A 22,916-nucleotide genomic window follows, 5' to 3' on the forward strand; every position below is an offset into this window, starting at 1 on the left:
CGCCTTCGCACCCGATGGGGCGAGGTCGCCCTGTCCGGACGGGACGAAGCGGTCTAGTCGAGCTCGTCCTCCTGCGAGCTCTGGTGCTCGTGCCGGTTGATCCACGCCAGCAGGTTCGAACTCGGGTCGTCCGGGTCCTCGTCCTCCGTCTCCGGCTCCTCCGTCTCGGGCGGGGCCAGGATCTCCGCCCGGGCGATCTCCTCGGCCTGGTTCCGGGCTGCGTTCAGCCGCCCGAGCTTCTCCAGGTACGCCTCCCCCGGTACGTCCGGTCCGGCGATCTTCACCTCGAGGTTCAGGACCATCTCCATGGCCTGCTTCCCCAAGCCCGTGAAGAATGCTTCCGGGTCCTCCAGCTCCGCGTACCTCCCCGGGCACGCCTGCTTCCACATCGTCTCGGCCTGCCGCCCGTACCTGTTCATCCCGCTCCCCTTCCGATGCTCCCCACAATGCCTCAAGGTCGAAGCTCATCTGCCCCTCAAGGTTTCCCTTGCCCTTCTTGACCACGCGGCCCCCTCCGATGTCGGCTGGCGTCTCCGCCCGCCACGCTAGCCAAAGGAGGGAAACAGGCCGTGTCACATGAACCACACCTGCAACGCCCGGCCCGGAGGTCGGCTGCGTTATGACAAGCTATCCGGGGTTATAGGAAAAACCCAATAGCTGCGGATAAGTCTGTACAGTGTCAGTGTGGAACCGCAGCTGAACCCCTACAACCCCGGATCCGGCGTGCCTCCGCGCTTCCTCGCCGGCCGCGAGACCGAGATCCGCGCCTTCGACCTTCTCGTCGCCAGGACAGAGCTGTCGATGCCGGCCCGGCCCATGGTGCTCTCGGGCCTCCGCGGCGTGGGGAAGACCGTCTTGCTCAACCGGCTCAAGGGGATCGCCGACCACCACGGCTGGCTCACCCTCAAGCTCGAGGGCAGGCCCGGAGAGGACGGGGCGCGGGACATCCGCAAGGCCCTCGCCCGTGAGCTGCAGGTCGCCTCCAGACGCTACGTCTCCCAGATTGGGGTGGGGCCGGTCAAGGCGCTCCTTCGGACCGTGGCCTCCTTCAGTGCCACGATCGGGATCGAGGGGATCTCTCTCGGCGTGGACGTCGACCCCGCGCGCGCCAGAACCGGGCACATGGACATCGACCTACAGGACGTCGTCGAGGACGTCGGGGCAGCTCTGCGCGGGCTGCGGAAGGGCTTCGCAGTGTTCATCGACGAGATGCAGGACGTCGACGACGAGCTCCTGGCTGCCCTCGTCACCGTCCAGCACCACGCTGTCCAGAACGAACTGCCCTTCTTCGTCACCGGCGCGGGTTTGCCCAACCTCCCCGCCCGGCTCGCCGACGCCCGCAGCTACGCCGAACGGCTCTTCGACTACCGCCAGATCGGCAAGCTCGACCCGGACCAGGCCGCCGAATCCCTCACCGTGCCCGCCGACCAAATGGGCCAGTCCTACACCGACGACGCCCTCGCAGCCGTGCTGGAAGCCTCGGGCCGGTACCCGTACTTCATCCAGGAATTCGGCTCCGCCATGTGGGAAGTCGCCACCGCCAGCCCCTTCACGGGTGAGGAAGCGCGCGAAGCCGTCAGCGTCGGCCAGCAGCGCCTCGACGCCGGCTTCTTCCCCTCACGCTGGGACCGGGCCACCCCTCGAGAACGGGACTACATGAACGCCATGGCCGCTGACGGCGAAGGCCCCTCCACGACCGGGGCCATCGCGGCACGTCTAGGCAAGAAGCTCACCAGCCTCGGCCCCACCCGCGCCCAGCTCATCGCCAAAGGACTCATCTACTCGCCCGAATACGGCCAGGTCGCCTTCACCGTCCCCGGCATGGCAGGGTTCATCGAACGCCAGCACCAAGAACTCGACAACCAGCTGTGACGGGCAGGCCCCTGCGGAACGAACCAAGACTTGGAACGCCCTGGGACCATCGCTCCTGCCAATGATGAGCCGAAGCCCCTGGAAGGCCGGCCCCTAAATCTGTCCGTGCGTGGAATTTGAGCCCATGGACCCCGCGTAGAGAGCGACTGGCATGGGCGGGGACGAATGTCCATTCGCTCTGCGGGCCTCCGGCCGGTACGTTCGACCGCATGGCAAAAACCGTGATCACGACCCTCGTCGACGACCTTGAAGGGACCGAAGCTGACGAGACCATCAACTTCTCACTCGACGGACGGCACTACGAGATCGACCTGACCGCCGACAATGCCGCGCGGCTGCGCGATTCCCTCGCCGGCTTCGTCCAGGCCGCACGTCCCACCGCGGCCCGGGAGGCTTTCCGACGCACCACGATTCAGCCTCAACAGCGCGTCATCCGCGCCTGGGCGACCAGAAACGGCATCAAAGTCAATGATCGCGGCCGGATCCCCCAGAACATCGTCGAGCAGTACATGGCCGCTCAGAACTGATAGCTGATGCCGCCGCCCTCAGCAGTGCAGCCCCGCGGTCGACGGCCGTTCGTCTTCAAGGCTTCTTCAAGGCTTCTTCTGCTTGACGATAGGAACCACGTACACGTCCACGCCCCTTGACGCCAGCGCCCGATCCTGCCGCCCGAGGTTTACCTGAGTGAACGTATAGAGAGAGTCAGGGGTCAGGGCCCGTTCTTCCTTGGCCATTACGATCACGACCCTCTCCGGTACTAGCTTGTACAGTTCAGGATCAGCGCCCTGCTCCGCAATCCGGTCCCTGAGGCTCTGCTTTGCAGCTTCATCGTAGGTAAGAATTTCTGCCGAAACGAGTGCCTGAGCAAGCAGATGGCTAGCAGGTGAGGAAGAATCGGTGTGCTTGACATGGATGAAGGTCCCGTCCTGCACCAGCACATCACAAGCCTCGATTCTGCCCTTGCGAGTCTCGCCCTGAATCAGCTTTCGGTCTAGACAAAGACCTCCCACGATGTCCGCAATGACCTTGTTGTAGGCGAGTTCGTCTTGAAAGTCTGCCTTCCAGTCTGGGAGCTGAGGGAGTGGAGGCGTTCTGCCGAAAATCTCTTCGGTTCGCTTCTGAACTAGTCCGGCATAGTCCTGCTCCATGATGTACCAGCGGCCACTGTGGAGAAAGTACTTGCCTTCATCCTTGTCGGTCTCGAACGATATCCACTTCCGCACTGGAAGCCTGCCGCTCGCCAGTTGTTCGTCCTTGTTTTCAAACAGGACAACGGCCAATGAATCAAGCTTCCGCTTCTCATCGCCCGCCTTCGCATCCCGAACTGGTTCGAGAAGTTCGTCCAAGGTCGGCAATCCATCTCGCGTACCGCCGCGCGCCCCGGCGAGACGGTATGCCTGAGGCGTGCCGAACTCGTCGATCGTCTCATGGGGCCATGCAAGTCCCAGCCGTTTTCCATCTGGATCGAGAATGGCCTCGATGAGACTGCCATCAAGCTTCTCTATGAGGTCTTTGTCCTTGATGATGGTCAGCTTCTCCAGGAAGCCCAGTTCGTCGCTCACCGGCGGCAGAGTGAGGGTCTTCTTGATTCGCTCGAGGTCCTCGAGGAAGCGGTCCGGGTTCCTCGACAATGGCAGGCTGAGAGCATCGGCTCCCCTGATCGTGACAGCCTTGCCCGGGTTTCCGACCCCGGCGATGTTGCCGGAAGTGACAAGCCGTGTGGCTAGTTCACCGATGTCCTCGAAGCCGAAGCTCCTGAGAGAAGCGCCGGAAGGAATTGACGAACGTTCGGTCTTCGAGCGTTCATCCAGGGTTACCTTGGTGATCGAGTTCAGCTTCGTCTGATCGGCGCTGCGGATAGCAATCCTCTGCCCAAACCCATTGTCGACGTAGCGGGGCTCCAGAAGTTGGAAGCCCATTCCGAAGGTCACGGCCCACACAACCACATCGTCGGTGCCCGCATCGACACCGCCAAAATCCTCCGCTGCTTCCGGGCGTCGGTCCTCACGCTGAACGTCCGGGACCAGTAGAACAGCTGCGGGCACGGAGTTCCTGACATCGATCGCCATCCCGCTCAGGCCCCGAACCGTCTGGCCCCAGCCGACATCCTTCTCCTCGGTCCTGCCGTGAAAGAGGACCGCCTCCCGATCGCCGACGCGGACTTGTTCCTCAGCGAAACCTTCTAGGTACTTCTCCCTGATCGCGTCACCGAGAGTAGGCAACCCCAGAAGTCGATACAGCGTCATTCGCGTTTCGGGGCTCTTCTCTCGCGCCACAGACTGCTCCTCGTATGAATGGAGAGGATGAACAAAGAAGGAACCTCGCCTTTGCGGAGGCACCGCGTCCTGCCCTCACGGTTGGTGGTTCTCGAATTCTAAGGGGGCTATACGGCTTCCATCACGTACTCGGCGCAATACCAAGCCGCTCCCGGCAAGCCGCCACCAAGTGCACCCCTGACGCTGGTGTTCTCAGCAGAAGTGTCGGAAGGCCTACTTACAGTGGGCCACATGGAGCTTCAAAACATCATCGACTCAGTCACACCGATACTTGATTCACCGGCGGGCCAGTACGCGATCGGCGGCCTGGTGCTCGCCCTCCTACTTTCCGCAACGCGGTGGGGTGCTCGTGTCGTACGCCGGCTTCTGAGAGGCGGAATCATCGAGTCGCTACTTCGCTTCGTCGACCGGGGGCAGCACAGCAACGGTCTCCTCTAGCCCGGAGCCGTGAATCCGTCTGCCCGTCAGGTGGCCCGCCAGAGGTTACCGCCAGATGATGCGGATGCTGCCCGGGTACCTCCACTCGATGCTCCCGTGCTGGAAGTCCTGCCGGGAGCCGGTCCAGCCGAGGAAGTACTCGTTGCTGGTGGGGTAGCCGAGCCTGCCCCAGGCCCAGCCCATGCGCTCGTAGGCGGCTTTGATGCCGTCATGGACGTTGAACGTGCCGCCGTTCGGATTCCACCAGTACACGCCGTTCTGGAACCACTGGTAGCAGCCGCCATTGGGTGCTGTGCACTGCTCGTCCTGGGTCGGCAGGCCCGTGCTCTTGCCGTCGGCGAGCCAGGTGGAGCCGATCGCGCCCTTGACGATGGTCGCCGGGGTGCGTGGGCTCCAGTAGATGGTGCCGCCCTCGAAGTACTGGTAGCACGCGTTGCCGTAGCAGAACTCCTCCGACGTGACGCGTCCGAGCCGCCCCCACGCATAGTTGGTGGACGCGTACTTGGCTCCGATGGCGCCCCTGGTCATCCGCCCCGTGCCGTACAGGTCCGTCCAGAGGGTCCCTCCCTGGAACTTCTGGTAGCAGCCGCCCTTGGGGGCGGTGCACTGGATGTCCTCCAGCGGGTAGCCCAGCGCGCCCCAGGCCCAGTTCTCCTGCTCGTACCTGTAGCGGAAGCCGTCGTTGCGCACCGTGTGGACCCCCGCTGCGGGGGACCACCAGATGAGCCCCGACCCGAACCACTGGTAGCACCCGCCCCGGGGCGCCGTGCAGACCTCGTCGCCGAGCGGGGCACCCATCGTGGCATTGCCGCCCTCGAGGTACTTGCCCAGGATGGCGCCCTTGACCACGAAGAGGGTGCTGCCGGATCCTGCGAGGGCACCCCGCTCGAACCGCTGCCACGAAACTCCGATGCCGTTCGTCCAGTCGTCGACCGGGAGGCCCAGCGGGCCAGCCTCGCCTCCGAGCGCCCGCCACTTGTCGTAGAAGCCGCCGGCGAGGGACACGCCCCGGGTCGGCGACGCATAGACGACGCCCCGTTCGAAGGTCTGCCGGCAGCGGTCCCCGGGCAGCCCGCACACGGCCTCGTCCACTGCTCCGCCGACCGCACCGTACCGTGAGGCGCTGCGGATCACCGGAGGCACCGCGTGCACCACCCCACGGGTCAGGTGCAGGTCGGCCTTCTCCATCGTCCAGGTGCAGGTGCCGGAGGCATCGCAGCTGGGAATGCCCTCCGGATACCCGAAGGCGCTCTGCTCGGCCCCGCGCGCCACGTAGGCCGCGCCGATCGGGCTCGCAGGCTGGTACCCGCCGACAGTACTGTTCGGAGCAGTCAGAAAGCGCCACGCGCCCCCTCCGAAGGTCATCTCGCAGCCGCCCCCGGCCAGGGTGCACGTGGCCGGGGCGTCAGGGAAGCCGAAGACCTCGAATACCGGGTACGGCCCGGTGTGCGGGACGTAGATGCCGCGGTGCATCGCCGCGATGTCGATCATCCGCGACTCCTTCGGGCCGGCGGCGTACGGCGCCTTCCCGGCCGGCGCGATGATGTATCCGAAGCTCAGATATCCCAGGGACGGGTCGGGCGCACGGAAGCGCTGGTACGAGCCGCCGGCCAGGGTCACCTCGTCGCTGAGGGGAAGGTCAAAGTTCGCCGCACCGTCGAGCTCGTACCACTTCGGGCCCGTCACTCCCGAGGACTTCCGGACCACGAACGTCTGCCAGGTGTTGTCAACCGAGTTGTGGACGGCGTTGAGGAAGCCGCCCTGAAAACTCTGGTAACAGTACGGGCCGCCGCACCGCGCTGCCCCGATGGGCTGCCCGAGCGGCCCCGCGCCACCGCCCTCCGCGGCCCATCGCGCCTGGAGCTGCGGATGGACCTCGAATGCGCTCGGAGTCGACGTCGGCGTGGGGGTCACGGTCGCTGGGGGTGCCGGGTCCGCGGCGGGCGGTGTGGGGGTGTCAGGGGGCGCAGTCGCCGTCGGCGCGGTTTCCGTGGGCGCCGGTGCCGTGGCCGCGTCTGTGGTCGCGGCCGCGTTGGGTGCTGGCGCCGTAGTGGACGGCGGTGGTGGTGTGGGCGTTGTCGTCGCGGTCGCTGGGGCGGTCAGGCCGCCCCAGAGCGCGGCGCCGACGGCGCAGGCGGACAGGAGCCTGAGGGCGGTGCGGCGCCCCCGGATAATCGTGGCGCGCAAGGCGTTCCTCCCCCGAGAATGGCCACCTCCGAGAGTGGCACTGGGCGGAGGCTATCCTGTCCGCCATTGTTGCGCCAGTCACGCCACCGCGGGGGTCGTCTCCAAGTATCCCCGGTAGGGGCGGCCCGTCGTCGTCGATGTCTAATAGCCGCGGCGGGATTTCTCAGCTGCCGACAGTTCCGCCCCGGCATGCTGCAGGTGCAGCGGCAGTCGTTTGAATCAGATGGAACGAGTCGAGGAACGGGCGGGCGTCATCCCCCTCGTGTCCGATCCAGGTGAGCAGATACAGGTTGGCCCCCCGCGCTGCGATCACGGTGTGGGCGCTCACCTTGGACCCGTGGCGATCCGTGTAGGTGAAGTCGGCCCAGAGGGCCGGCGCGCCCTGCAGTTCTCCGGTCCGCTGACTTTCGATGACGGGCGTGTCTTGAGCGACCTCGTCGAACATCTTTTTCACGCCCGCATCGAAGTAGTTCTGGACGGTCCAAGGAGCTGTCGAGGAAAGGGGCGTGCAGGGCATGGTGTCAACGGTGACGGACTCGGTGGGGCTCGCTGCGATCGAATAATCGTGGCGCATCACCGAAACGGTCTCGGTCCCGTCGGGTCCAACCCGACTCACATAGGACCGGTGCTCAACCGCTGGCTCTTCATGGAAGAGGACGGTGAAGCCATCCCCTTTTTGCGTATACACGCGCGGCGCGTGTGGGTCCGTCCTCAGAGGAGACGGCGTCATCGTCGGCGTTCCCGCTTGAGCAGTCTGTGGCGGGGTGCGGGTGGCGGTCGGGACTGGCTCCTCCGAAGTTGCCGCGGGTTTGGCAGCGCCCGCCACTATGGCCACGATGGCCAGTCCACCGACCAAGACGACTGCGATCGCCGGCACGAGTACCCAATGAGACAGCGCGCGCCTCAGCAAGGTAAGTCCCTCTGGCAGCTGAGCCGAAGAAAAGAATGCGCGGAGTGCGCGCCCGAAAGCTTCCCCAAAAGATTCCCCCGTAAAGGCTGAGACGGCGGCGTCGCGCCCCCCCAGTTTTCTCCTCGCCCCACCCTGTGCGGGTTCACTTTATTGCCAGGGCACCGCTGTCACAACTTACCTGCGGAGGGGAGTCGAAGCGGCAGTGGATTGGCCTTCTCGCGTTCCGCGTTGCATGTCCACGCCCAGCCAGTCGCCGCCGTCGGCTCGTCGTCGCCACTGCTCGGATGCTACAACCTGGGTCATACACCTGTCCCGTCATAGGTTCCTTAGGTGAGCGCTCGACCGTCCAACCCGAAGGGGCTTGGATAGCGTCGGCCTTGACCTATTGCTGGGTGCGGAGGGTGCTGTAGGCGAACTCGACGAGGTAGTCGTTGAGGGCGTGCGAGGCCTTCTCGGCAGCGTCGGCATCCCGACCCAGGACATCGCGCAGGATCGCGAGGTGCAGCTGCGTGCCTCGAGCCATCTCCCCTTCCTCGTCGCGCACGTGAGCGAGCCAGAAGCGCCTGGAGAGGCCCTGGAGGGGCGCCATCGCATCGGCTAGGTACTCGTTGTGGCTGGCCTCCACGATCATCTGGTGCGTGTCCTTGACGGTCTCGGCGTACTCGGCCAGGGAGAGCCGGTCGGCCTCCAGCAGGTCCACCATCGCCTCCATGCGGATGCGGTCCTCCCGGCCCGCGTTCTGGCAGGCGAGCCGGACGGCCAGGCCCTCCAGCACCCGGCGCAGCTCGAGCATGCGCAGCTGAGCCTCGACCGAGGCCGGCGGGATCAGGACGCCCTTGTTCGGATGGATCTCCACCATGCGGTTGCGGGCCAGCTGCTGGAGCGCCTCCCGCACCGGCGTCCGGCCCAGCCCCGTCTTCTCCATCAGCACGGCCTCGGACACGAGCGAGCCCGGCGGGAGCTCCTGGAGGACGATGAGCCGCTCGATCTCCTCATAGGCGTGAGCGGCCTTCCCTTGCTGCATCATGCATCCACTCTAACTGGAACCCTTGTGCAACCGGTATATCGGTCGCATACTGGTGTAGTCCAGTTCACATGCACCCTTCCCACCCCCAATAGATCCGAGGTCTGCAATGGCGAAGACCGCCACCGTCGAACGGCGTTCGATCGACTTCATCCCACCGGAGGAACGGCACGGCTCGCCGCGGAGCCTGATGTTCGTCTGGTTCGCGGCCAACACCTCCATCACCGCCGTGGTCACGGGAGCCCTGTTCGTCATCCTGGGCAACAGCGCGCTCTGGTCCATCCCGGCGATCATCATCGGCAACGCGGTGGGCGGCTTCTTCACCGCGCTCCACTCCGCGCAGGGGCCCAAGCTCGGGGTGCCGCAGATGATCCAGAGCCGGGCCCAGTTCGGCTACTTCGGCGCGATCCTGCCACTCGTCCTGGCCCTCATGATCTATGTGGGCTTCTACGCCACCGGTTTGGTCCTCGGCGGCCAGGCCATCGGGACGCTCTTCCACGTCCCGGCCCAGGTAGGCGCGATGGTCTTCGCGCTCATGTCCACTGCCCTGGCGATCGTCGGCTACCGCTGGATCCACAAGTTCTCCCACGTCGCCGCGGTGCTCAGCGCGGTGGTCTTCGTGATCCTGCTCGTCCGCATCATCTCGGAGAAGAACATCGGCGCGGTCGCCGAGACGCCCGCGTTCGACGGCGCCGCCTTCGTCCTGGGCATCTCCCTCTCGGCCTCCTGGCAGCTGACCTTCGGCCCGTACATCGCCGACTACTCCCGCTACCTGCCCGAGGGCACCCCCAAGAAGGCAACGATCGGGTGGACGTTCCTCGGCAGCGTCCTCGGCGGCTCCCTCGCCATGACCCTCGGCGCCCTCGCCGCCGCCCTGGGCGGGAAGGCCTTCGGCCAGGACCAGGTCGGCTACCTCGCCGGACTCGGAGGCGCTATCTGGCCGCTCGTCCTGCTCGCGGTCGTGCTCGGCAAGCTCACCGGCAACACCCTCTCCTCGTACGGCGGGTACATGTCCCTGGCCACCATCGTCACGAGCCTCGTGGGCAAGGACCGGGTCGGGCCCCGGGCGCGCTCGGCCTACGTCCTGGTGATCTCGGCCGTCTCCCTGGGCATCGCCCTCGCGGCCAGCAGCAACTTCCTGGCCAACTTCACCGACTTCCTGCTGTTCCTGCTCTACTTCATGACCCCGTGGTCCGCCATCAACCTCGTCGACTACTACTGGGTCCGCAAGGAGCGGTACCGGATCTCGGAGCTGTTCAAGCGCGACGGCGAGTACGGACGCTTCAACAAGGGCGCGTTCATCGCCTACGCCGTCGGCGTCCTCATCCAGATCCCGTTCATGAACAGCTCGCTCTACGTCGGCCCCATCGCCGACCTCCTCGGAGGCGCCGAGATCGCCTGGATCATCGGCCTCGTAGTCGCCGGCGGCCTCTACTACCTCTCATCCCGAGCCGTACGGCTCCAGACGGCCGACGCCGACCCTGCCGCCAGCGCAAGCCAGCCCACCCAGAACCCGGCGCCCGCCGCCGTCGCCCTTGAGGAGACCCTGTGAAGTACGATCCGTCCACCGAGCACAGCCCCCTGCCGTACTCGCCGTTCAAGAGCTGCACCGTCCCGCGGCCCATCGGCTGGCTCTCCAGCGTCAGCCCCAACGGGGTCGAGAACCTCGCCCCATACAGCCAGTGGCAGAACCTCACCTTCGACCCGCCCATGGTCATGTTCTCCGCCAACCAGTACCCCGACGGCAGGCGCAAGGACACCGTCCTCAACGCCGAGCAGACCGGCTGGTTCGTGTGGAACATGGCCACCTACGACCTCCGCGAAGCAGTGAACATCTCAGCGATGGCCCTGCCATACGAGGAGAGCGAGTTCGACCGAGCCGGCATCACCAAGCGCTACGCCGAACTCTCCACCACCCCCATGGTGGCCGAGAGCCCGGTCCACTTCGAATGCCGCTACCTCTCCACCCACCGCATGACCGGCAACTCCAACGTCGGCACCATCGACATCGTCTTCGCCCAGGTCGAGCGGATCCACATCAACGACGAGGTCATCACCGTGGACGGCCGCCTCGACATCGAGAAGATCCGCCCCCTCGCACGGATGGGGTACCACGACTACACGTCCATCACCGAGACCTTCGAAATGAACGTCCCCGAAGCCTCCGAGGCCGAGTCGTACGGACTCACGGGCCAACCTGCCTGACACCAGAAGACCCGCGGCCCCTGCCCCCCCTAGGCAGGGGCCGCGCACCTGTTAAGCATGTGGCCGCCAGAAGGTCACCACGAACTCAGCGCCCGTCGCGTCATTGGTTCCTTTGACGGGACGTCCCGACTGACTCCAAGGATTCCTCCCAACCGGTGGGGACTTCCTTGAAAATTCAACGGGGAGTCTCTGTCCCATCTGTCCCAGCAATGTGTCTCACTTCGGTATTCTCAACATTGGCATGTTTTGGCCTTTGACTGGACTGGGGGGCTTGATGGCGCGGCTTGGGTATGCGCGGGTGAGTTCGGCCGAGCAGGACACTGCGTTGCAGATCCGAGAGCTCGACGCCGTCGGGTGCGAGCGGATCTACCGGGACCATGGGGTCAGCGGGACCCGTGCCAGTCGGCCGGAGCTGGACAGGATGCTCGACCGCCTCAGCCGCGGTGACGAGGTCGTGGTGTGGAAGCTCGATCGGCTCGGGCGCAACACACGCAGCCTGCTCGAGCTCCTCGACACCTTCAAGGCCAAGGGCATCAAGTTCCGCTCGCTGCGCGACGGCATCACCACCGACCCAGACACTGAGCTCGGCGGCGCCATGGCACAGGCGATGATCACCATCATCTCCGCCTTCGCCCAGCTCGAACGGGACCAGCTCTCCGAACGCACGAGAGCCGGCATGGCCATAGCGGCGGCCAACGGCCGCCAGGCTGGCCGGAGGGAGGTCACCGCCAGTGATCCGAAGGTGAAGCGTGCCCGCGAGCTCAAGGCACAGGGACTCAAGCCGGCGGACATCGGACGCGTCATCGGCGTTGGCCGGGCGACGGTGTACCGGTACCTGAGCCTCTGACGACCGAGGGGTGAACCTCGCTCTCCGCTCCTGGCGGACGCCCGACCTCAGGCGGGAGGGACCGCAGACCTCAGCAGAGGCCCCTTCACCGCAGGCGCCGCATGATCCCGGGAGCGCGGATGCGCGCTGGCTCCAACGCAACGCGTGTACAGCGATTGCTCGGTCGCTCCTTGATCCCTGCCTCTCGCCCAGTTTCAGGCGAGCTCCTGGTATGCCTCGTCCGTCACCGGCTCGAGCCATTCGTTGCTGACGTCCTGACCGGGGGTGATGAAGGCGAGGTGGCTAAACCATGAATTGGCCTTCGCGCCGTGCCAGTGCTTGGTGCCCGCCGGGACGCGGACCACCGATCCGGGCTCGAGGCTGGTCGGGGCCTCGCCCTCGGCCTGGTACCAGCCGCTGCCCGCCGTGCACAGGAGTATCTGGTCGCCGCCGCCTCCGCTTCCATGGTGGACGTGCCAGTTGTTGCGACATCCCGGTTCGAAGGTCACATTGCTGACGCCGACGCTCCCCTGGGTGATGAGCGGCGCGAGGTAGCTCTGCCCGGTGAAGTACTGGGCATACGCGTCGTTGGGCTGCCCGAGGGGGAAGATCTGGTCGAAGTGGCTGTCCGTCATGTTTATTCCTCTTCTGTTCGCTGTCGACGTGGGTCGGCGCGACCTGCGCTGTCCACGCCGGGCATCGTCCCCGATCGGGGCCGGCAGTCCCTGTCAGTACGTGGGATTCGCTCGTGGCGCTTCAGCCCCGGTGGTGAGGGCCTACGCCTGCTCCTCCACCTTCGGCGTGGGCGCGAGGCCCGCGAGGGGTCCGTAGAAGTGGGAGGCCGTGCCGCCGCCGTCGATGAGGATGTCGCTTCCGGTGATGAACGCGCCACGGTCGGTCAGGAGCAGCTCGGCCACGGTGGCGACCTCGTCGGGGGTGCCGGCGCGCCCGGCGGGGGCGAGCTCGAGCATGCGGCGGTAACCGGCCCCATTGGCGCCGGCGAGCTCGTCGCGGGCGAGCGGGGTGATGATGATGCCGGGGCTGATGGCGTTCACCCTGGCTCCGCGCTCTCCCCAGTGGATGGCCTCGGCCTGGACACGCAGTACGTTGGCGCGCTTGGAGATCTGGTAGGCGTGCAGGCCATCGCTGAGGCTTTCCGGCTGCAGCATTGCCAGGGTGAGGAGCTCGTCGGCAGGGGCCGTCGCCAGCTGGCGGTCCTCCTCCGGTGTGAGGGCGGGCAGCCGGTGCCCGGACTGGGAGGCGATCACGACGCCCGCCCCGCCCGGGGCGATGACGTTCCCGAACTCCTCGAGGACGACGGCGGTGCCATACAGGTCGACGCGAAGGATCTGCTCGATGCTGGCCTGGCTGGCCGAGACGCCTGCAGCATGGACGACGGCGATGACCTCGCCGAGCCCCGCTGCCTGCGCTGCCAAGGCGTGCACGGACTCCCGGGAGGAGGCGTCGACGACGGCGGTCGTGGCGTCGAAGCCGGCGTCAGCGAGGACGGCGGCCGCGGCGTCGGCGTTGTCCTGCTTCAGGTCGGCCAGCAGGACGTGCCGTCCGGGGCTGACTCGGCGGGCGATGGCCTGGCCGATCGACCCGGCTCCGATGACGACGGTGACGCTGCTCATGGTGCTCCTTCCTTTCTGTCTCAGGCTTCTGGGATGACCATGGCGAACCGTTCGGCGCGCACTTGGTCGGGGTCGGGTCCGTTGCGCACACCGGTGTCGAGGGAATCGATGCGGGCGAGCTCCTCGGCTGTGAGCTCGAAGTCGAAGACGTCGAAGTTCTCGGCGATGCGGCCGGGGTTGACTGACTTGGGGATGGCCGAGCGGCCCTGCTGGAGGTGCCAGCGCAGCATCACCTGGGCGGGGGTCCTGCCGTGCGTCGTGGCCAGTTCCCCGATAACCGGGTCCTGCATGACGTTCCTGCGTTCGTTGCCCCAGCCCGGGTAGAAGGTGATGCCTCCGATGGGCGACCAAGCCTGGGTCAGGATGCCGTTCGCTGCGTCGGTCTCCTGCACTTCGGGCTGGGTGAAGTAGGGGTGGAGCTCCACCTGGTTCACTGCGGGGACGATGTCGGTCGCGGCGAGCAGCCGCTGGAGGTGGTGTGGCATGAAGTTGCTGACGCCGATGGCGCGCACACGCCCGTTGGCGAGCAGGGCCTCCAGTGCCCTGTAGGCGTCGATTGTCTTCTCGAAGCGGTCGGGAGCGGGCTGGTGGAGGATGAGCAGGTCGATCTGGTCGAGGCCGAGCTTGGCGGCAGCCTTCTCCCAGGCGTGCAGGGTCTGGTCGTAGCCGTAGTCGCTGACCCAGACCTTGGTCTCGATGAACACTTCGGAGCGGTCGAGGCCGGAGCGGCGCAGGCCCTCCCCCACTTCGCGCTCGTTGCCGTACGCTGCCGCGGTGTCGATGTGCCGGTAGCCGGCGGCCAGGGCGGCCTCCACAGCCGCGGTCGTCTCCTCCGGGGCGCTCTGGAAGACCCCCAGGCCGAGGGCCGGCATCGTGACGCCGTTGTTGAGAGTGAGTTCCATGGTCATGCCTTTCACAGTGCACCTAGGCAGAGGGTGTACAGGGGTCGGAATTTTGTGTGGAATGCGATGCGTGCCGGCGCCCCGGCTGCCTACTGCTTGAGGTGGGCGGCGGTGACCTCGTCGAGGTCCCGTCGGACCTCTGCCGGTTCGCCCTCGAGCGGGAGGTTCTCGGCGTCCTCGGCGGCGTCGAGGGAGCCGGCCGGGTCGGCGGCCAGGGCTGCGAAGACCGGGGCGAGGTCGTCCTGCTCGGGTCCGTGCTCGGAGACGAGTTCGAAGGTCCTGTGGTCGGCGGCGTCGGTGCTGAGGCTGTCGATGAGGACGCGGGCGATCTCGTCGCGGGCGATGACTCCGTCGGCGGGGCTGCCGGACTGGCGGGTGTCGCCCTGGAGCATGACGATGGTGCGCTGGTCGGGGCTGTTGTAGTCGAACCAGCCCGGCCGCACGATCGTGTACTGGTTGCCGCTGGCCCGGACGAGCCGCTCGGAGCGGCGCTTCCATTCGGCGTAGCCGGAGCCGCGTCGGGTGGCGCCGATGACGCTCATGAGCGCGATCCGCGCGGGCCGGCCGCCGAGGGCCGAGAGGATGTTGCGGACGCCGCCGTAGTCGATCTCCCTGACGTCCGGCTCGCTGGTGCTCGAGCCGTGCGTGAAGACCACGGCGTCGGCCCCCTCGACCGCGGCCTTGAGGGTCTCCGGCCTGGTCAGGTCGCCGACGAACCTCGCCGCCCCCGCCGGGAGGGTGCGGGCGCGGGAAGAGTTACGCACGAGGACGCGGACGGTGAGGCCCTGGCGGAGGGCCTCGGCGACGGCGTGGCGGCCGACGCTGCCGGTAGCGCCGACGACGAGGACGGTCTGGGGGCGGTCTGTCATGGGTTCTCCTTCAGGGTGGTCTGGTCGAGCACGCGCAGGGCGTTGAGGGTGCGCGGGTAGCCGATGTAGGGGATGAGCTGGGTGAGCACGTCCAGCAGCAGGGCGCGGTCGTTGCCCACGTTGAGGTTGGCGCGGACGTGGCCGGCGAGCTGGGGTTCGCAGCCGCCGAGGGAGGCGAGCATCGCGAAGGTGAGCAGTTCCCGGGTCGGCACGTCGATGCCGGTGCGGGTGAGGTGGTCGCCGAAGCAGTTGCCGGCGAGGTACTGGTGGATGTGCTTCTCGTCCTCGGGGGCGTTGGAGCGCATGGCGTCGACGGCCTGGGCGCCGACGATTCGCTTCTGCACAGCCAGGCCTTCCCGCATCCGAGTCACGGGATCGGTGGTGGACTGGCCGGGCAGCGGCAGCTCGACCCCGCGCTCGGCCAGGACGTCGTTGGTGGCGTGGAGGAAGTCGAAGACCTTGGCCATCCCGACGTAGGGCACGGCCTGGTAGAGGACCTCCTTGGCCTCGACCGCGGTGACGCCCACGGTCAGCGCGGCCCCGAGCATGACCCGGTACCCGCCGAGGGCCTGGCACGCGATCAGGGACGCGAGCTGGGTCATCAGGCGCAGCCGAGGGTCGAGGTCGTCGTGGGCGAGGACCTCGTCGAAGGCGAAGTTGTCGAAGTACTCGATCAGCTCCGGGTCGGTCTTCGCGAGGGTGGACACGTGGCCGGGGAAGAGCGCGTCGTGGTTGCGCCGGGCGTTCTCGGTGGGCATGCGGATGTTCCTCTCGATCCCCGGGCGGGGAAGTCGGTGGATGCGGCCAGCTCGGCCTGGGCGTCCGGTGATGCCCCCTCCGGGGCGGCTGTCGACGCCGGTAATCAGCCGGGCCTTCTCCGTCAGGCCTCTCCCCTGGAGTCAGTGGGCAGCTCTTCTGGCGTCCGGGTCTCTGCCTGGACGTTCGTGGCGGCCCAGCTGGCCAGGAGCCTGAGGCGTTCGTCGCTGGGCGAGCCGGGTAGGGCGGTGTAGGCGAACATGGTCCAGCCCGGGTTGGCGGGCAGTTCCATAGCCTCGTAGTCGAGTTCGAGGTCGCCGACGACGGGGTGGTGGATGCGCTTGATGCCCGTGCGGTGGAAGCGGACGTCGTGCGCTGCCCAGCGGGTGCTGAAGTCCTTGCTGCCGGCGGCGAGCTCGCCGATCAGGTCGGTCAGGCCCTTGTTGTGCGGATTCCGGCCGGCGTACCCGCGCAGTGTGGCGACGACCTCGTCCATGTTCTTCTTCCAGTCCGGGTAGAACTCCTGCGCAGCCGGGTCGAGGAAGAGGAAACGGGCGTTGTTGGGCGGGGTCCCGCCGCCCTCCAGCACGGGCGCGTAGAGCGCGCGGCCGAGGGCGTTCATGGCGACGAAGTCCATACGCTCGTTGCGGACCCACACAGGGGCATCGGTGACGGCGTCGAGGAGGCGCTGCAGGCTCGCCCTCACCTGCGGCTTCGAGGACGGGCGACGGCGTGTGGCCGGCTGGCGCTGTGCCGCGCGGGCGAGGTCGAACAGGTGGGTGGCCTCGGCCTCGTCAAGCTGGAGGGCACGGGCGATCGAGTCGAGGATCTCGTCCGAGGCGCCGGAGAGGTCGCCACGCTCGAGCCGGGCGTAGTAGTCCACGCTCACGTTGGCGAGCAGGGCGACCTCCTCGCGCCGGAGCCCGGGCACCCGCCGTCGGCTTCCCCCGACGATCCCGGCCTGCTCCGGGGTGACCTTGGCGCGCCGGGTGCGCAGGAAGTCGCGCACCTCCGTTCTGCTGTCCATGATTCGAGGCTACGTCGCAGGCGAGACCGGTGGGGCGCCCTGCCAGTACACGGATGAGCGGTCACTTCTTCTGCCCCGCAGGAACGGATTCCCTTGAAGGGAAGCTGCCGGCGAGAGTTCTGGATGGAGAGAGATGGCTTTGACTGAGGGGACCACAACGGGCCAGGAGACGGCGGAAGGGCGGCCGGTGCATCGTGGGGCGATCCTGGCGATCATCCTGGTCAGCTACTTCATGATCATTTTGGACAACTCGATCATTTTCACCGGCCTGCCGGCGATCGAGCGCACGATGGGCTTCTCGCCCACGGAGCTGGCCTGGGTCCAGGACGCCTACACGCTCACCTTCGGCGGGGCCCTCCTGCTGGGCGCCCGGGCCGGGGACATCGTGGGCCGGCGGCGGATGTTCATCGCCGGCCTCGTGGTCTTCACCTTCGCATCCGTCCTCGTGGGGGCCTCGCCCGCAGGCTGGTGGATGGTCGCGGCCCGGGCGCTCCAGGGCATCGGCTCGGCCGTCCTGGCTCCGTCTTCCCTGTCGCTGCTGACCGCCACCTTCGAGGAGGGCCCGGCCCGCGACCGTGCCGTGGCCCTGTACGCGGCGGTGGCCGGCATCGGGGCCAGCCTCGGGCTCGTCGTCGGCGGGACGATGGCCGACCTCCTCTCCTGGCGGGCGGGGTTCTACCTGAACTTCCCGATCGGGGTCGCGATGATCGCCATGGGCGTCCGGTTCATCCCGCAGATGGGCCGGGGCCGGGGCCGGTTCGACGTCGCCGGGGCGCTGCTGTCGACCCTGGGCATGGGCGCACTGGTCTTCGCCATCGTCTCCTCGGCCGACTACGGGTGGGCCGCGCCGCAGGCGTGGGCTCCCCTGGCGGCCGGGATCCTGCTGCTGGGGCTCCTGGTCCTGAACGAGGCCCGCACCGCGCAGCCGATCATGCCCCTGGGCCTGTTCAGGAACCGAGTGCGGGTCGGTTCCTACACGGTGCGGATGCTCTACATGGCCGCGATGATGGGCTTCTTCTACTTCACCACGCAGTTCCTCCAAGAGGTCCTGCACTGGAGCCCCCTGCAGGCCGGGGCCGGGTTCCTGCCGATGAGCGCGCTGAACTTCGCCGTGGCGATGGCCGCGCCGAGACTCGTCGCCCGCTTCGGTGCCCGGCTGGTGCTGCTGGCCGGGGTCGTGCTGACCTTCGCCGGGATGCTCTGGCTGAGCCAGGCCGGAGCCGGAAGCGAGTACCTGATGGCGGTGGCCGCCCCGATGGTGGTGATCGGTGTGGGCCAGGGCCTGGCCCTGGCGCCGATGACCGGCCTCGCGATCACCGGAGTGGCGCCGTCTGAGGCCGGGGCCGCCTCCGGGGTGGTGAACACCTTCCACCAGCTCGGCAGCTCCGTGGGCCTGGCCGTGCTGGTCGCCGTCGGCAGCGGCGCGGCCGGGGACGCCATGGACCCGGCCGCGGTCGGGTCCCGCGTCCACAGCGCCCTGGAGGCGGCGAGTGTGATCCTGGCCGCCGCGGTGGTCCTCGTCGTGGCCCTGGTCCTGCCCCGTACACGGCACACCCGGTAGCGCAGCGGGGGCCCGCGCGGCTGCGGCCGCGCGGGTCACCAGGTCGATGCTTCGGTGCGGGCGGCCAGCCATCCGGCTGGGGTGCGGGCGAAGTCGACGGCGAGCTGGAGCCGCCACGTCGTGCGGGCCCCGTAGACGGTGGCGTCGGTGATGATCTTCCCGACAAGGCGGGCGCGGTCCCCTTCCAGCTGCAGCGACGTCTCCCGCTCCTGGGCTGTGTGGTAGGCGAACTGCCCCTCCCGCATCTGGGCCAGCCACTCTTCCTTGGGCTGGACGTAGCCTGTCATGTGCGTGAGGGTGAAGCCCTCGGCGAGGAGCTCGCCGAGGGCTTCCGTGTCCTCCTGGACCATGGCCTCGAGCTGGGCGCGCCAGTTCGCCAGGACCTCAGCGCTGGCCTGCTGCTGTGGGGCCTGCATCAGATGCCCCCTCGGGCGGCCGCCATGTCAGAGGCTGCCGACGCGCAGGAGCGACTTGATCGCGCGGCGCTCGTCCATGGCGGCGTAGGCCTCGGCCACGTGGTCGAGGTCGGTGGTGAAGTTGAACACCAGGCCCGGGTTGATCTCGCCGGCCAGGACGCGCTCGAGCAGCTCCGGGATGTACCTCCGCGCCGGGGCGACGCCGCCCTTGATGCCGACGTTCTTCCAGAAGATGCTCTGGTAGGTGAACTCCTCGTACAGCGGCACCCCGACGGCGCCGATCATGCCGCCCGCCCGGGTGACCCCCGCCGCGGTCTCGATCGACTGGTCCGTGCCCACGCACTCCAGGGCCGCGTCCACCCCGACCCCGTCAGTCAGGCGCAGCACCTCGGCGATGGCCTCCTCGCCGCGCTCGGCGACGATGTCCGTGGCGCCGAACTCCTTGGCCACCGCCTGACGGTCGGCATGCCGGCTCAGCGCAATGATCCGCTTCGCGCCGAGCAGCCTCGCACCGAGCACGGCGCTGAGGCCCACCGCGCCGTCGCCCACCACAGCCACGGTGTCGCCCTCCTTGACGCCGGCGCTGACCCCGGCGTGGTAGCCCGTGCACATGACATCGGACAGGGCCGTGAACGAGGCCAGCTGCTCATCGGTGAAGTCCTTGCCGGGCACCTTCACGAGCGTGGCATCCGCGAACGGGGCCCGCACGAACTCGCCCTGCCCGCCGTCCGTCTCGCCATTGCCGAACGCCCCGCCGTGCTCGCAGTTGGACGGGAAGCCCGCCAGGCACGCAGGGCAGGTGCCGTCGTTGAACGTGAACGGGGCGATGACGAAGTCGCCCACGGCGAGGTCCTTCACCTCGGGACCGACCTCCTCGACCACACCGATGTACTCGTGGCCGATGCTGCCGACCTTGTGCGGGTTGATGCCGCGGTAATACCACAGGTCCGAACCGCAGACACAGCCCCGGACCACCCGCACGAGCGCATCGGTCGCGTCCTGGATCTTGGGGTCAGGGCGCTCCCCGACCTCCACATCGCGCGCTGCCTTGAAGATTGCTGCCTTCATGAGTGGTTCTCCCGATTCCGTAGGTTGCGGGTCCCGACGCTACGCGCCGTGGCCCCGGTCAGGGAGGCCCTGCCGGTACACGGATGAGGGGTCACTGTCTTGGCATGCACGGATGCGGTCTGCTGGGCAGGTGACCACCCCGCACCAGACCCGGGCGACCTCGTCCCCGGACCCGAGGCCAGCCGCGACCGCCGTCGCGCTGCTGCTCGCCGCCGCGGTCGCGGGCGGCTTCATCCGCCAGTCCACCACCCCTGACGGCCCGCACAGCCACTCTCGAACAGGACCAAGGAAAGGAACCACGTTGCACAAGCGCCCCCTCGGCCGCACCGGCCTCGAAGTCTCCCCGATCGCGATCGGCGGAGCCGCGTTCACCTATGTCCACGAGACCACCGGCTGGAACCCCCTCACCGAAGAAGGCGCAGCCGTCGTCCTCGACACCCTCAACGCCTGCCTCGATCAGGGGATCAACTACATCGACACCGCCCAGGCCTACGGCGACGGCTACAGCGAGACCCTCATCGGGCGCGTCATGAAGCACCGCCGCGAAGACTGCGTCCTGGCCAGCAAGGCCTGGTTCCACCTCGACGCCGCCGGCATCGAGGAAAGCGTGCACGACAGCCTCAGGCGCCTGCAGACCGACCACCTCGACATCCTGCAGATCCACGGGCGGATGTTCACCCCCGAGGACGTGGACCACGTCCTCACCGGCGGCCCCCTCAAGGCCCTCGTGAAGCTGCGCGAGCAGGGCAAGATCGGCCACATCGGCATCACCACCGACGAGCCCTACACCGTCATTTCCTTCCTCGAGCACGAGGACATCGAGGTCTACCAAATCGCCTACAACCTCATCTACCAGGGCGCCGCACGGCACTTCCTGCCCCAGGCCGCCGAAGCCGGCGTCGGCATCGTGACCATGCGGACCATGACCTCAGGCATCTTCCAGCGCGAGGCCGGATTCCTCGCCCCCGAATGGGAGACCGCGCACAGCCTCTACGACGCCGCCCTCAAATTCGTCCTCTCCGACTCCCGCATCCACTCCGGCATCGTCGGCATGCGCTGGCCCCAGGAAGTCCGGGAAAACGTCCGGATCGTCGAAGGCTTCCAGCCGAAGGCCGACTTCGCGGAGATGCCCCGGGTGACCTTCGGCGTGTACAAGGCCGAGGATGAAGGAGCTCCGAACGGCGCCGGTCTCTAGGAGCCGCCTTCACCGGCACGATCCGAGGTCCTTCAGTGACCGACATCGGCGCAGATCAGTCGCTGCTGCAGAATCAGGGGAAACCAGAACACAGGCGCGTACACGGCAAGCGTTACAAAACGATGCCCAAGATCCGGGTGAGCTCGAGGACATTCCCGACCTGTATCGCAAACGATCGTTATCGAACCACCCCTGCCTCTGCGATTCGGGCGGTTCGGAAGGCTTGCCATTGACTCGGTTCCTGGGGCCGTCGGCGGGACGTGGGCGTCTAGCTAGCTGTCCCTGAGGGCTTCGGTGACCTCCTCGAGGCTGAGGCCGAAGCGCTTGTCTGCGTCGCCGGCCACCACCGAGTCCGTGCGCGGGTCCATGAGCCAGTACGTCGGCCGTCCGTCGGCCGTTCCGGAACGCTCCAGTCGGAGCCCCTTCTGTTCCGCCAGCCGCTGCATCCGGCGCTCGGCGTTCCCGTGGGCCGCCCCGGCTCTCCTCTCGCCCTCTCTGCTCACTGCCGTGCCTCCTGTTGATCGGGGCGAGCCTAGTAACTCAGTGGGTCCACTCGCACCTGAGATATTGCGAAGCCCCGGGCTGTTCCTCCTCGTATGGGCTCTCCTTCTCTCGGAAACTTTGGACTGCGCCGGGGGGGCGTTGCGGGTCAGGCTGCCTTGACCGGGGCCTTGCCGTTCGCGGACGTCAAGGCAGCTTGATTCTCCCTGGCGAGGAAGGCGGAGAGCTCGCCGATCGTGCTCATCAGAGGCGCGGGGAAGACCACGGTGGTGTTCTTGTCGACCCCGATCTCCACCAGGCTCTGGAGGTTGCGCAGCTGCAGGGCGAGCGGGTGGGCCATCATCGTGTCGGAGGCCTGGCCGAGGGCTGTGGCGGAGATGGCCTCGCCTTCGGCGGCGATGATCTTGGCCCTCTTCTCCCGCTCGGCCTCGGCCTGCCGCGCCATCGCCCGCTTCATGCTCTCGGGCAGCTGGATGTCCTTCAGCTCGACGAGGGTGACTTCGACACCCCATTCGGTGGTCAGGACGTCGAGGATCTGGCGGATGTCGCCGTTGATGCGCTCGGTCTCCGAGAGGGTCTGGTCCAGCGTGTGCCGGCCGACGACTTTTCGCAGGGTGGTCTGGGCGATCTGGTTGATGGCGGCGGCGACGTTCTCGATCGCGACGACGGACTTCACGGCGTCTACGACGCGGTAGTAGGCCACGGCGGAGACATCCACACTGACGTTGTCCTGGGTGATGATGCCCTGGGACTGGATAGGCATGGTCACGATCCGCAGGCTCACCAAGGGCAGGTGGTCGATGACCGGGATGATGAGCCGGAACCCGGGCATCCGGACCCCCAGGACCCGGCCGAGCCTGAACAGGACGCCCTGTTCGTACTGCCGGACGATGCGGATCGACATCCTCGCGACGACAAGCAGCACCACGATGATGACGATGAGGACTGTTATAGCGATGGGGCCCATAAGGATCCCCTCCTTAGTCTGCGGAACCATCCAACGGCGTCCTTCTGGCGCCCGGACGGTTCCTTCTCCCATTCTCTCCCCCATCGGGGGAAACGCGTCTATCGTCTGCGCACTCGGCACGAGCACTTGGATTCCCGTTCTGGACCGGCGGTGGGTCGTCGGCCGCACCACCGATTGAAGTGAGACGGTGTCGGCGGCGCTTGAATCTTGGACGCTTTCGGCGCTTGAAAAGTGAACGGGTGCAGGCAGTTTAGCCGCTGGTTTCGTCGGTGGTGGTGCGGA

General features: G+C 67.3%; 22 protein-coding genes. 7 read left to right on the forward strand and 15 right to left on the reverse strand.

Annotated elements, in window-relative coordinates:
- Nucleotides 1-53 precede the first annotated feature (53 nt).
- Nucleotides 54-419 carry a TnpV protein gene (locus tag J2W21_RS17960; protein WP_307115890.1) on the reverse strand — a complete coding sequence of 122 codons (366 nt, stop codon included), beginning with the start codon at nt 417-419 and terminating at the stop codon, nt 54-56.
- A 265-nt stretch (nt 420-684) separates the two neighbouring features.
- Here J2W21_RS17960 and J2W21_RS17965 point away from each other — a divergent pair, with 265 nt between their 5' ends.
- Both J2W21_RS17965 and J2W21_RS17970 read left to right on the forward strand, forming a co-directional pair.
- Nucleotides 685-1,872: an ATP-binding protein gene (locus J2W21_RS17965; RefSeq protein WP_307115891.1), complete on the forward strand. Its 1,188-nt coding sequence runs from the start codon at nt 685-687 to the stop codon at nt 1,870-1,872.
- 209 nt (nt 1,873-2,081) lie between these two features.
- On the forward strand, nt 2,082-2,399 hold the full coding sequence (locus tag J2W21_RS17970; protein ID WP_307115892.1) for a histone-like nucleoid-structuring protein Lsr2: 318 nt from the start codon (nt 2,082-2,084) through the stop codon (nt 2,397-2,399).
- Between the two features lie 66 nt (nt 2,400-2,465).
- Here J2W21_RS17970 and J2W21_RS17975 read toward each other — a convergent pair whose 3' ends face one another.
- From J2W21_RS17975 to J2W21_RS17990, 4 genes are all read right to left on the reverse strand, one after another.
- Complete coding sequence (locus J2W21_RS17975; protein ID WP_307115893.1) at nt 2,466-4,148, reverse strand: DUF6119 family protein; 1,683 nt, start codon at nt 4,146-4,148, stop codon at nt 2,466-2,468.
- 483 nt (nt 4,149-4,631) lie between these two features.
- Nucleotides 4,632-6,500 (reverse strand): LGFP repeat-containing protein, encoded by a 1,869-nt coding sequence (locus tag J2W21_RS17980; RefSeq protein ID WP_307115894.1) that lies wholly within the window; start codon nt 6,498-6,500, stop codon nt 4,632-4,634.
- Nucleotides 6,501-6,936: 436 nt separating this feature from the next.
- On the reverse strand, nt 6,937-7,461 hold the full coding sequence (locus J2W21_RS17985) for a hypothetical protein (RefSeq protein ID WP_307115895.1): 525 nt from the start codon (nt 7,459-7,461) through the stop codon (nt 6,937-6,939).
- Nucleotides 7,462-8,065: 604 nt separating this feature from the next.
- Complete coding sequence (locus J2W21_RS17990) at nt 8,066-8,710, reverse strand: GntR family transcriptional regulator (RefSeq protein ID WP_307115896.1); 645 nt, start codon at nt 8,708-8,710, stop codon at nt 8,066-8,068.
- 106 nt (nt 8,711-8,816) lie between these two features.
- Here J2W21_RS17990 and J2W21_RS17995 point away from each other — a divergent pair, with 106 nt between their 5' ends.
- The 3 genes from J2W21_RS17995 (at nt 8,817) to J2W21_RS18005 (ending at nt 11,759) form a co-directional block, all read left to right on the forward strand.
- Nucleotides 8,817-10,259, forward strand: coding sequence for a purine-cytosine permease family protein (locus tag J2W21_RS17995; RefSeq protein WP_307115897.1), 1,443 nt, complete (start codon nt 8,817-8,819; stop codon nt 10,257-10,259).
- Complete coding sequence (locus J2W21_RS18000) at nt 10,256-10,912, forward strand: flavin reductase family protein (protein ID WP_307115898.1); 657 nt, start codon at nt 10,256-10,258, stop codon at nt 10,910-10,912. Before J2W21_RS17995 ends, J2W21_RS18000 begins: the two co-directional genes overlap by 4 nt.
- A gap of 274 nt (nt 10,913-11,186) precedes the next feature.
- Nucleotides 11,187-11,759, forward strand: a complete 573-nt coding sequence (locus tag J2W21_RS18005) for a recombinase family protein (RefSeq protein WP_307115899.1) — start codon at nt 11,187-11,189, stop codon at nt 11,757-11,759.
- 194 nt (nt 11,760-11,953) lie between these two features.
- On the opposite strand, the gene J2W21_RS18010 is transcribed toward J2W21_RS18005, so the two are convergent.
- From J2W21_RS18010 to J2W21_RS18035, 6 genes are all read right to left on the reverse strand, one after another.
- Nucleotides 11,954-12,373, reverse strand: coding sequence for a cupin domain-containing protein (locus J2W21_RS18010; protein ID WP_307115900.1), 420 nt, complete (start codon nt 12,371-12,373; stop codon nt 11,954-11,956).
- A gap of 141 nt (nt 12,374-12,514) precedes the next feature.
- Nucleotides 12,515-13,372: an SDR family oxidoreductase gene (locus J2W21_RS18015; protein WP_307115901.1), complete on the reverse strand. Its 858-nt coding sequence runs from the start codon at nt 13,370-13,372 to the stop codon at nt 12,515-12,517.
- Nucleotides 13,373-13,392: 20 nt separating this feature from the next.
- Nucleotides 13,393-14,274 carry an aldo/keto reductase gene (locus tag J2W21_RS18020; protein ID WP_307115902.1) on the reverse strand — a complete coding sequence of 294 codons (882 nt, stop codon included), beginning with the start codon at nt 14,272-14,274 and terminating at the stop codon, nt 13,393-13,395.
- A gap of 89 nt (nt 14,275-14,363) precedes the next feature.
- Complete coding sequence (locus J2W21_RS18025) at nt 14,364-15,143, reverse strand: SDR family oxidoreductase (protein WP_307115903.1); 780 nt, start codon at nt 15,141-15,143, stop codon at nt 14,364-14,366.
- Entirely contained in the window at nt 15,140-15,901 is a 762-nt protein-coding gene (locus J2W21_RS18030) for a carboxymuconolactone decarboxylase family protein (protein WP_307115904.1), read from the reverse strand. Before J2W21_RS18030 ends, J2W21_RS18025 begins: the two co-directional genes overlap by 4 nt.
- Nucleotides 15,902-16,023: 122 nt before the next feature.
- Nucleotides 16,024-16,926: a helix-turn-helix domain-containing protein gene (locus tag J2W21_RS18035; RefSeq protein ID WP_307115905.1), complete on the reverse strand. Its 903-nt coding sequence runs from the start codon at nt 16,924-16,926 to the stop codon at nt 16,024-16,026.
- Between the two features lie 133 nt (nt 16,927-17,059).
- Between J2W21_RS18035 and J2W21_RS18040 the strand changes: the two genes are divergently transcribed.
- Nucleotides 17,060-18,487: an MFS transporter gene (locus J2W21_RS18040; RefSeq protein ID WP_307115906.1), complete on the forward strand. Its 1,428-nt coding sequence runs from the start codon at nt 17,060-17,062 to the stop codon at nt 18,485-18,487.
- 35 nt (nt 18,488-18,522) lie between these two features.
- On the opposite strand, the gene J2W21_RS18045 is transcribed toward J2W21_RS18040, so the two are convergent.
- Nucleotides 18,523-18,903: a nuclear transport factor 2 family protein gene (locus J2W21_RS18045; RefSeq protein WP_307115907.1), complete on the reverse strand. Its 381-nt coding sequence runs from the start codon at nt 18,901-18,903 to the stop codon at nt 18,523-18,525.
- Nucleotides 18,904-18,930: 27 nt separating this feature from the next.
- Nucleotides 18,931-19,971 (reverse strand): zinc-dependent alcohol dehydrogenase family protein, encoded by a 1,041-nt coding sequence (locus J2W21_RS18050; RefSeq protein ID WP_307115908.1) that lies wholly within the window; start codon nt 19,969-19,971, stop codon nt 18,931-18,933.
- A 130-nt stretch (nt 19,972-20,101) separates the two neighbouring features.
- On the opposite strand from J2W21_RS18050, the gene J2W21_RS18055 reads away from it, so the two are divergent.
- A complete protein-coding gene (locus tag J2W21_RS18055; protein ID WP_307115909.1) occupies nt 20,102-21,166 on the forward strand; it encodes an aldo/keto reductase in 1,065 nt (354 codons plus the stop codon).
- A gap of 272 nt (nt 21,167-21,438) precedes the next feature.
- Here J2W21_RS18055 and J2W21_RS18060 read toward each other — a convergent pair whose 3' ends face one another.
- The gene (locus tag J2W21_RS18060) at nt 21,439-21,669 is read right to left on the reverse strand and encodes a hypothetical protein (RefSeq protein ID WP_307115910.1); all 231 of its coding nucleotides are present in this window, start codon (nt 21,667-21,669) and stop codon (nt 21,439-21,441) included.
- 146 nt (nt 21,670-21,815) lie between these two features.
- Nucleotides 21,816-22,634, reverse strand: coding sequence for a slipin family protein (locus tag J2W21_RS18065; protein WP_307115911.1), 819 nt, complete (start codon nt 22,632-22,634; stop codon nt 21,816-21,818).
- Nucleotides 22,635-22,916: the final 282 nt, after the last annotated feature.

The sequence above is a fragment of the Sinomonas atrocyanea genome (assembly GCF_030811715.1).
Classification (GTDB): Bacteria; Actinomycetota; Actinomycetes; order Actinomycetales; family Micrococcaceae; genus Sinomonas; species Sinomonas atrocyanea_A.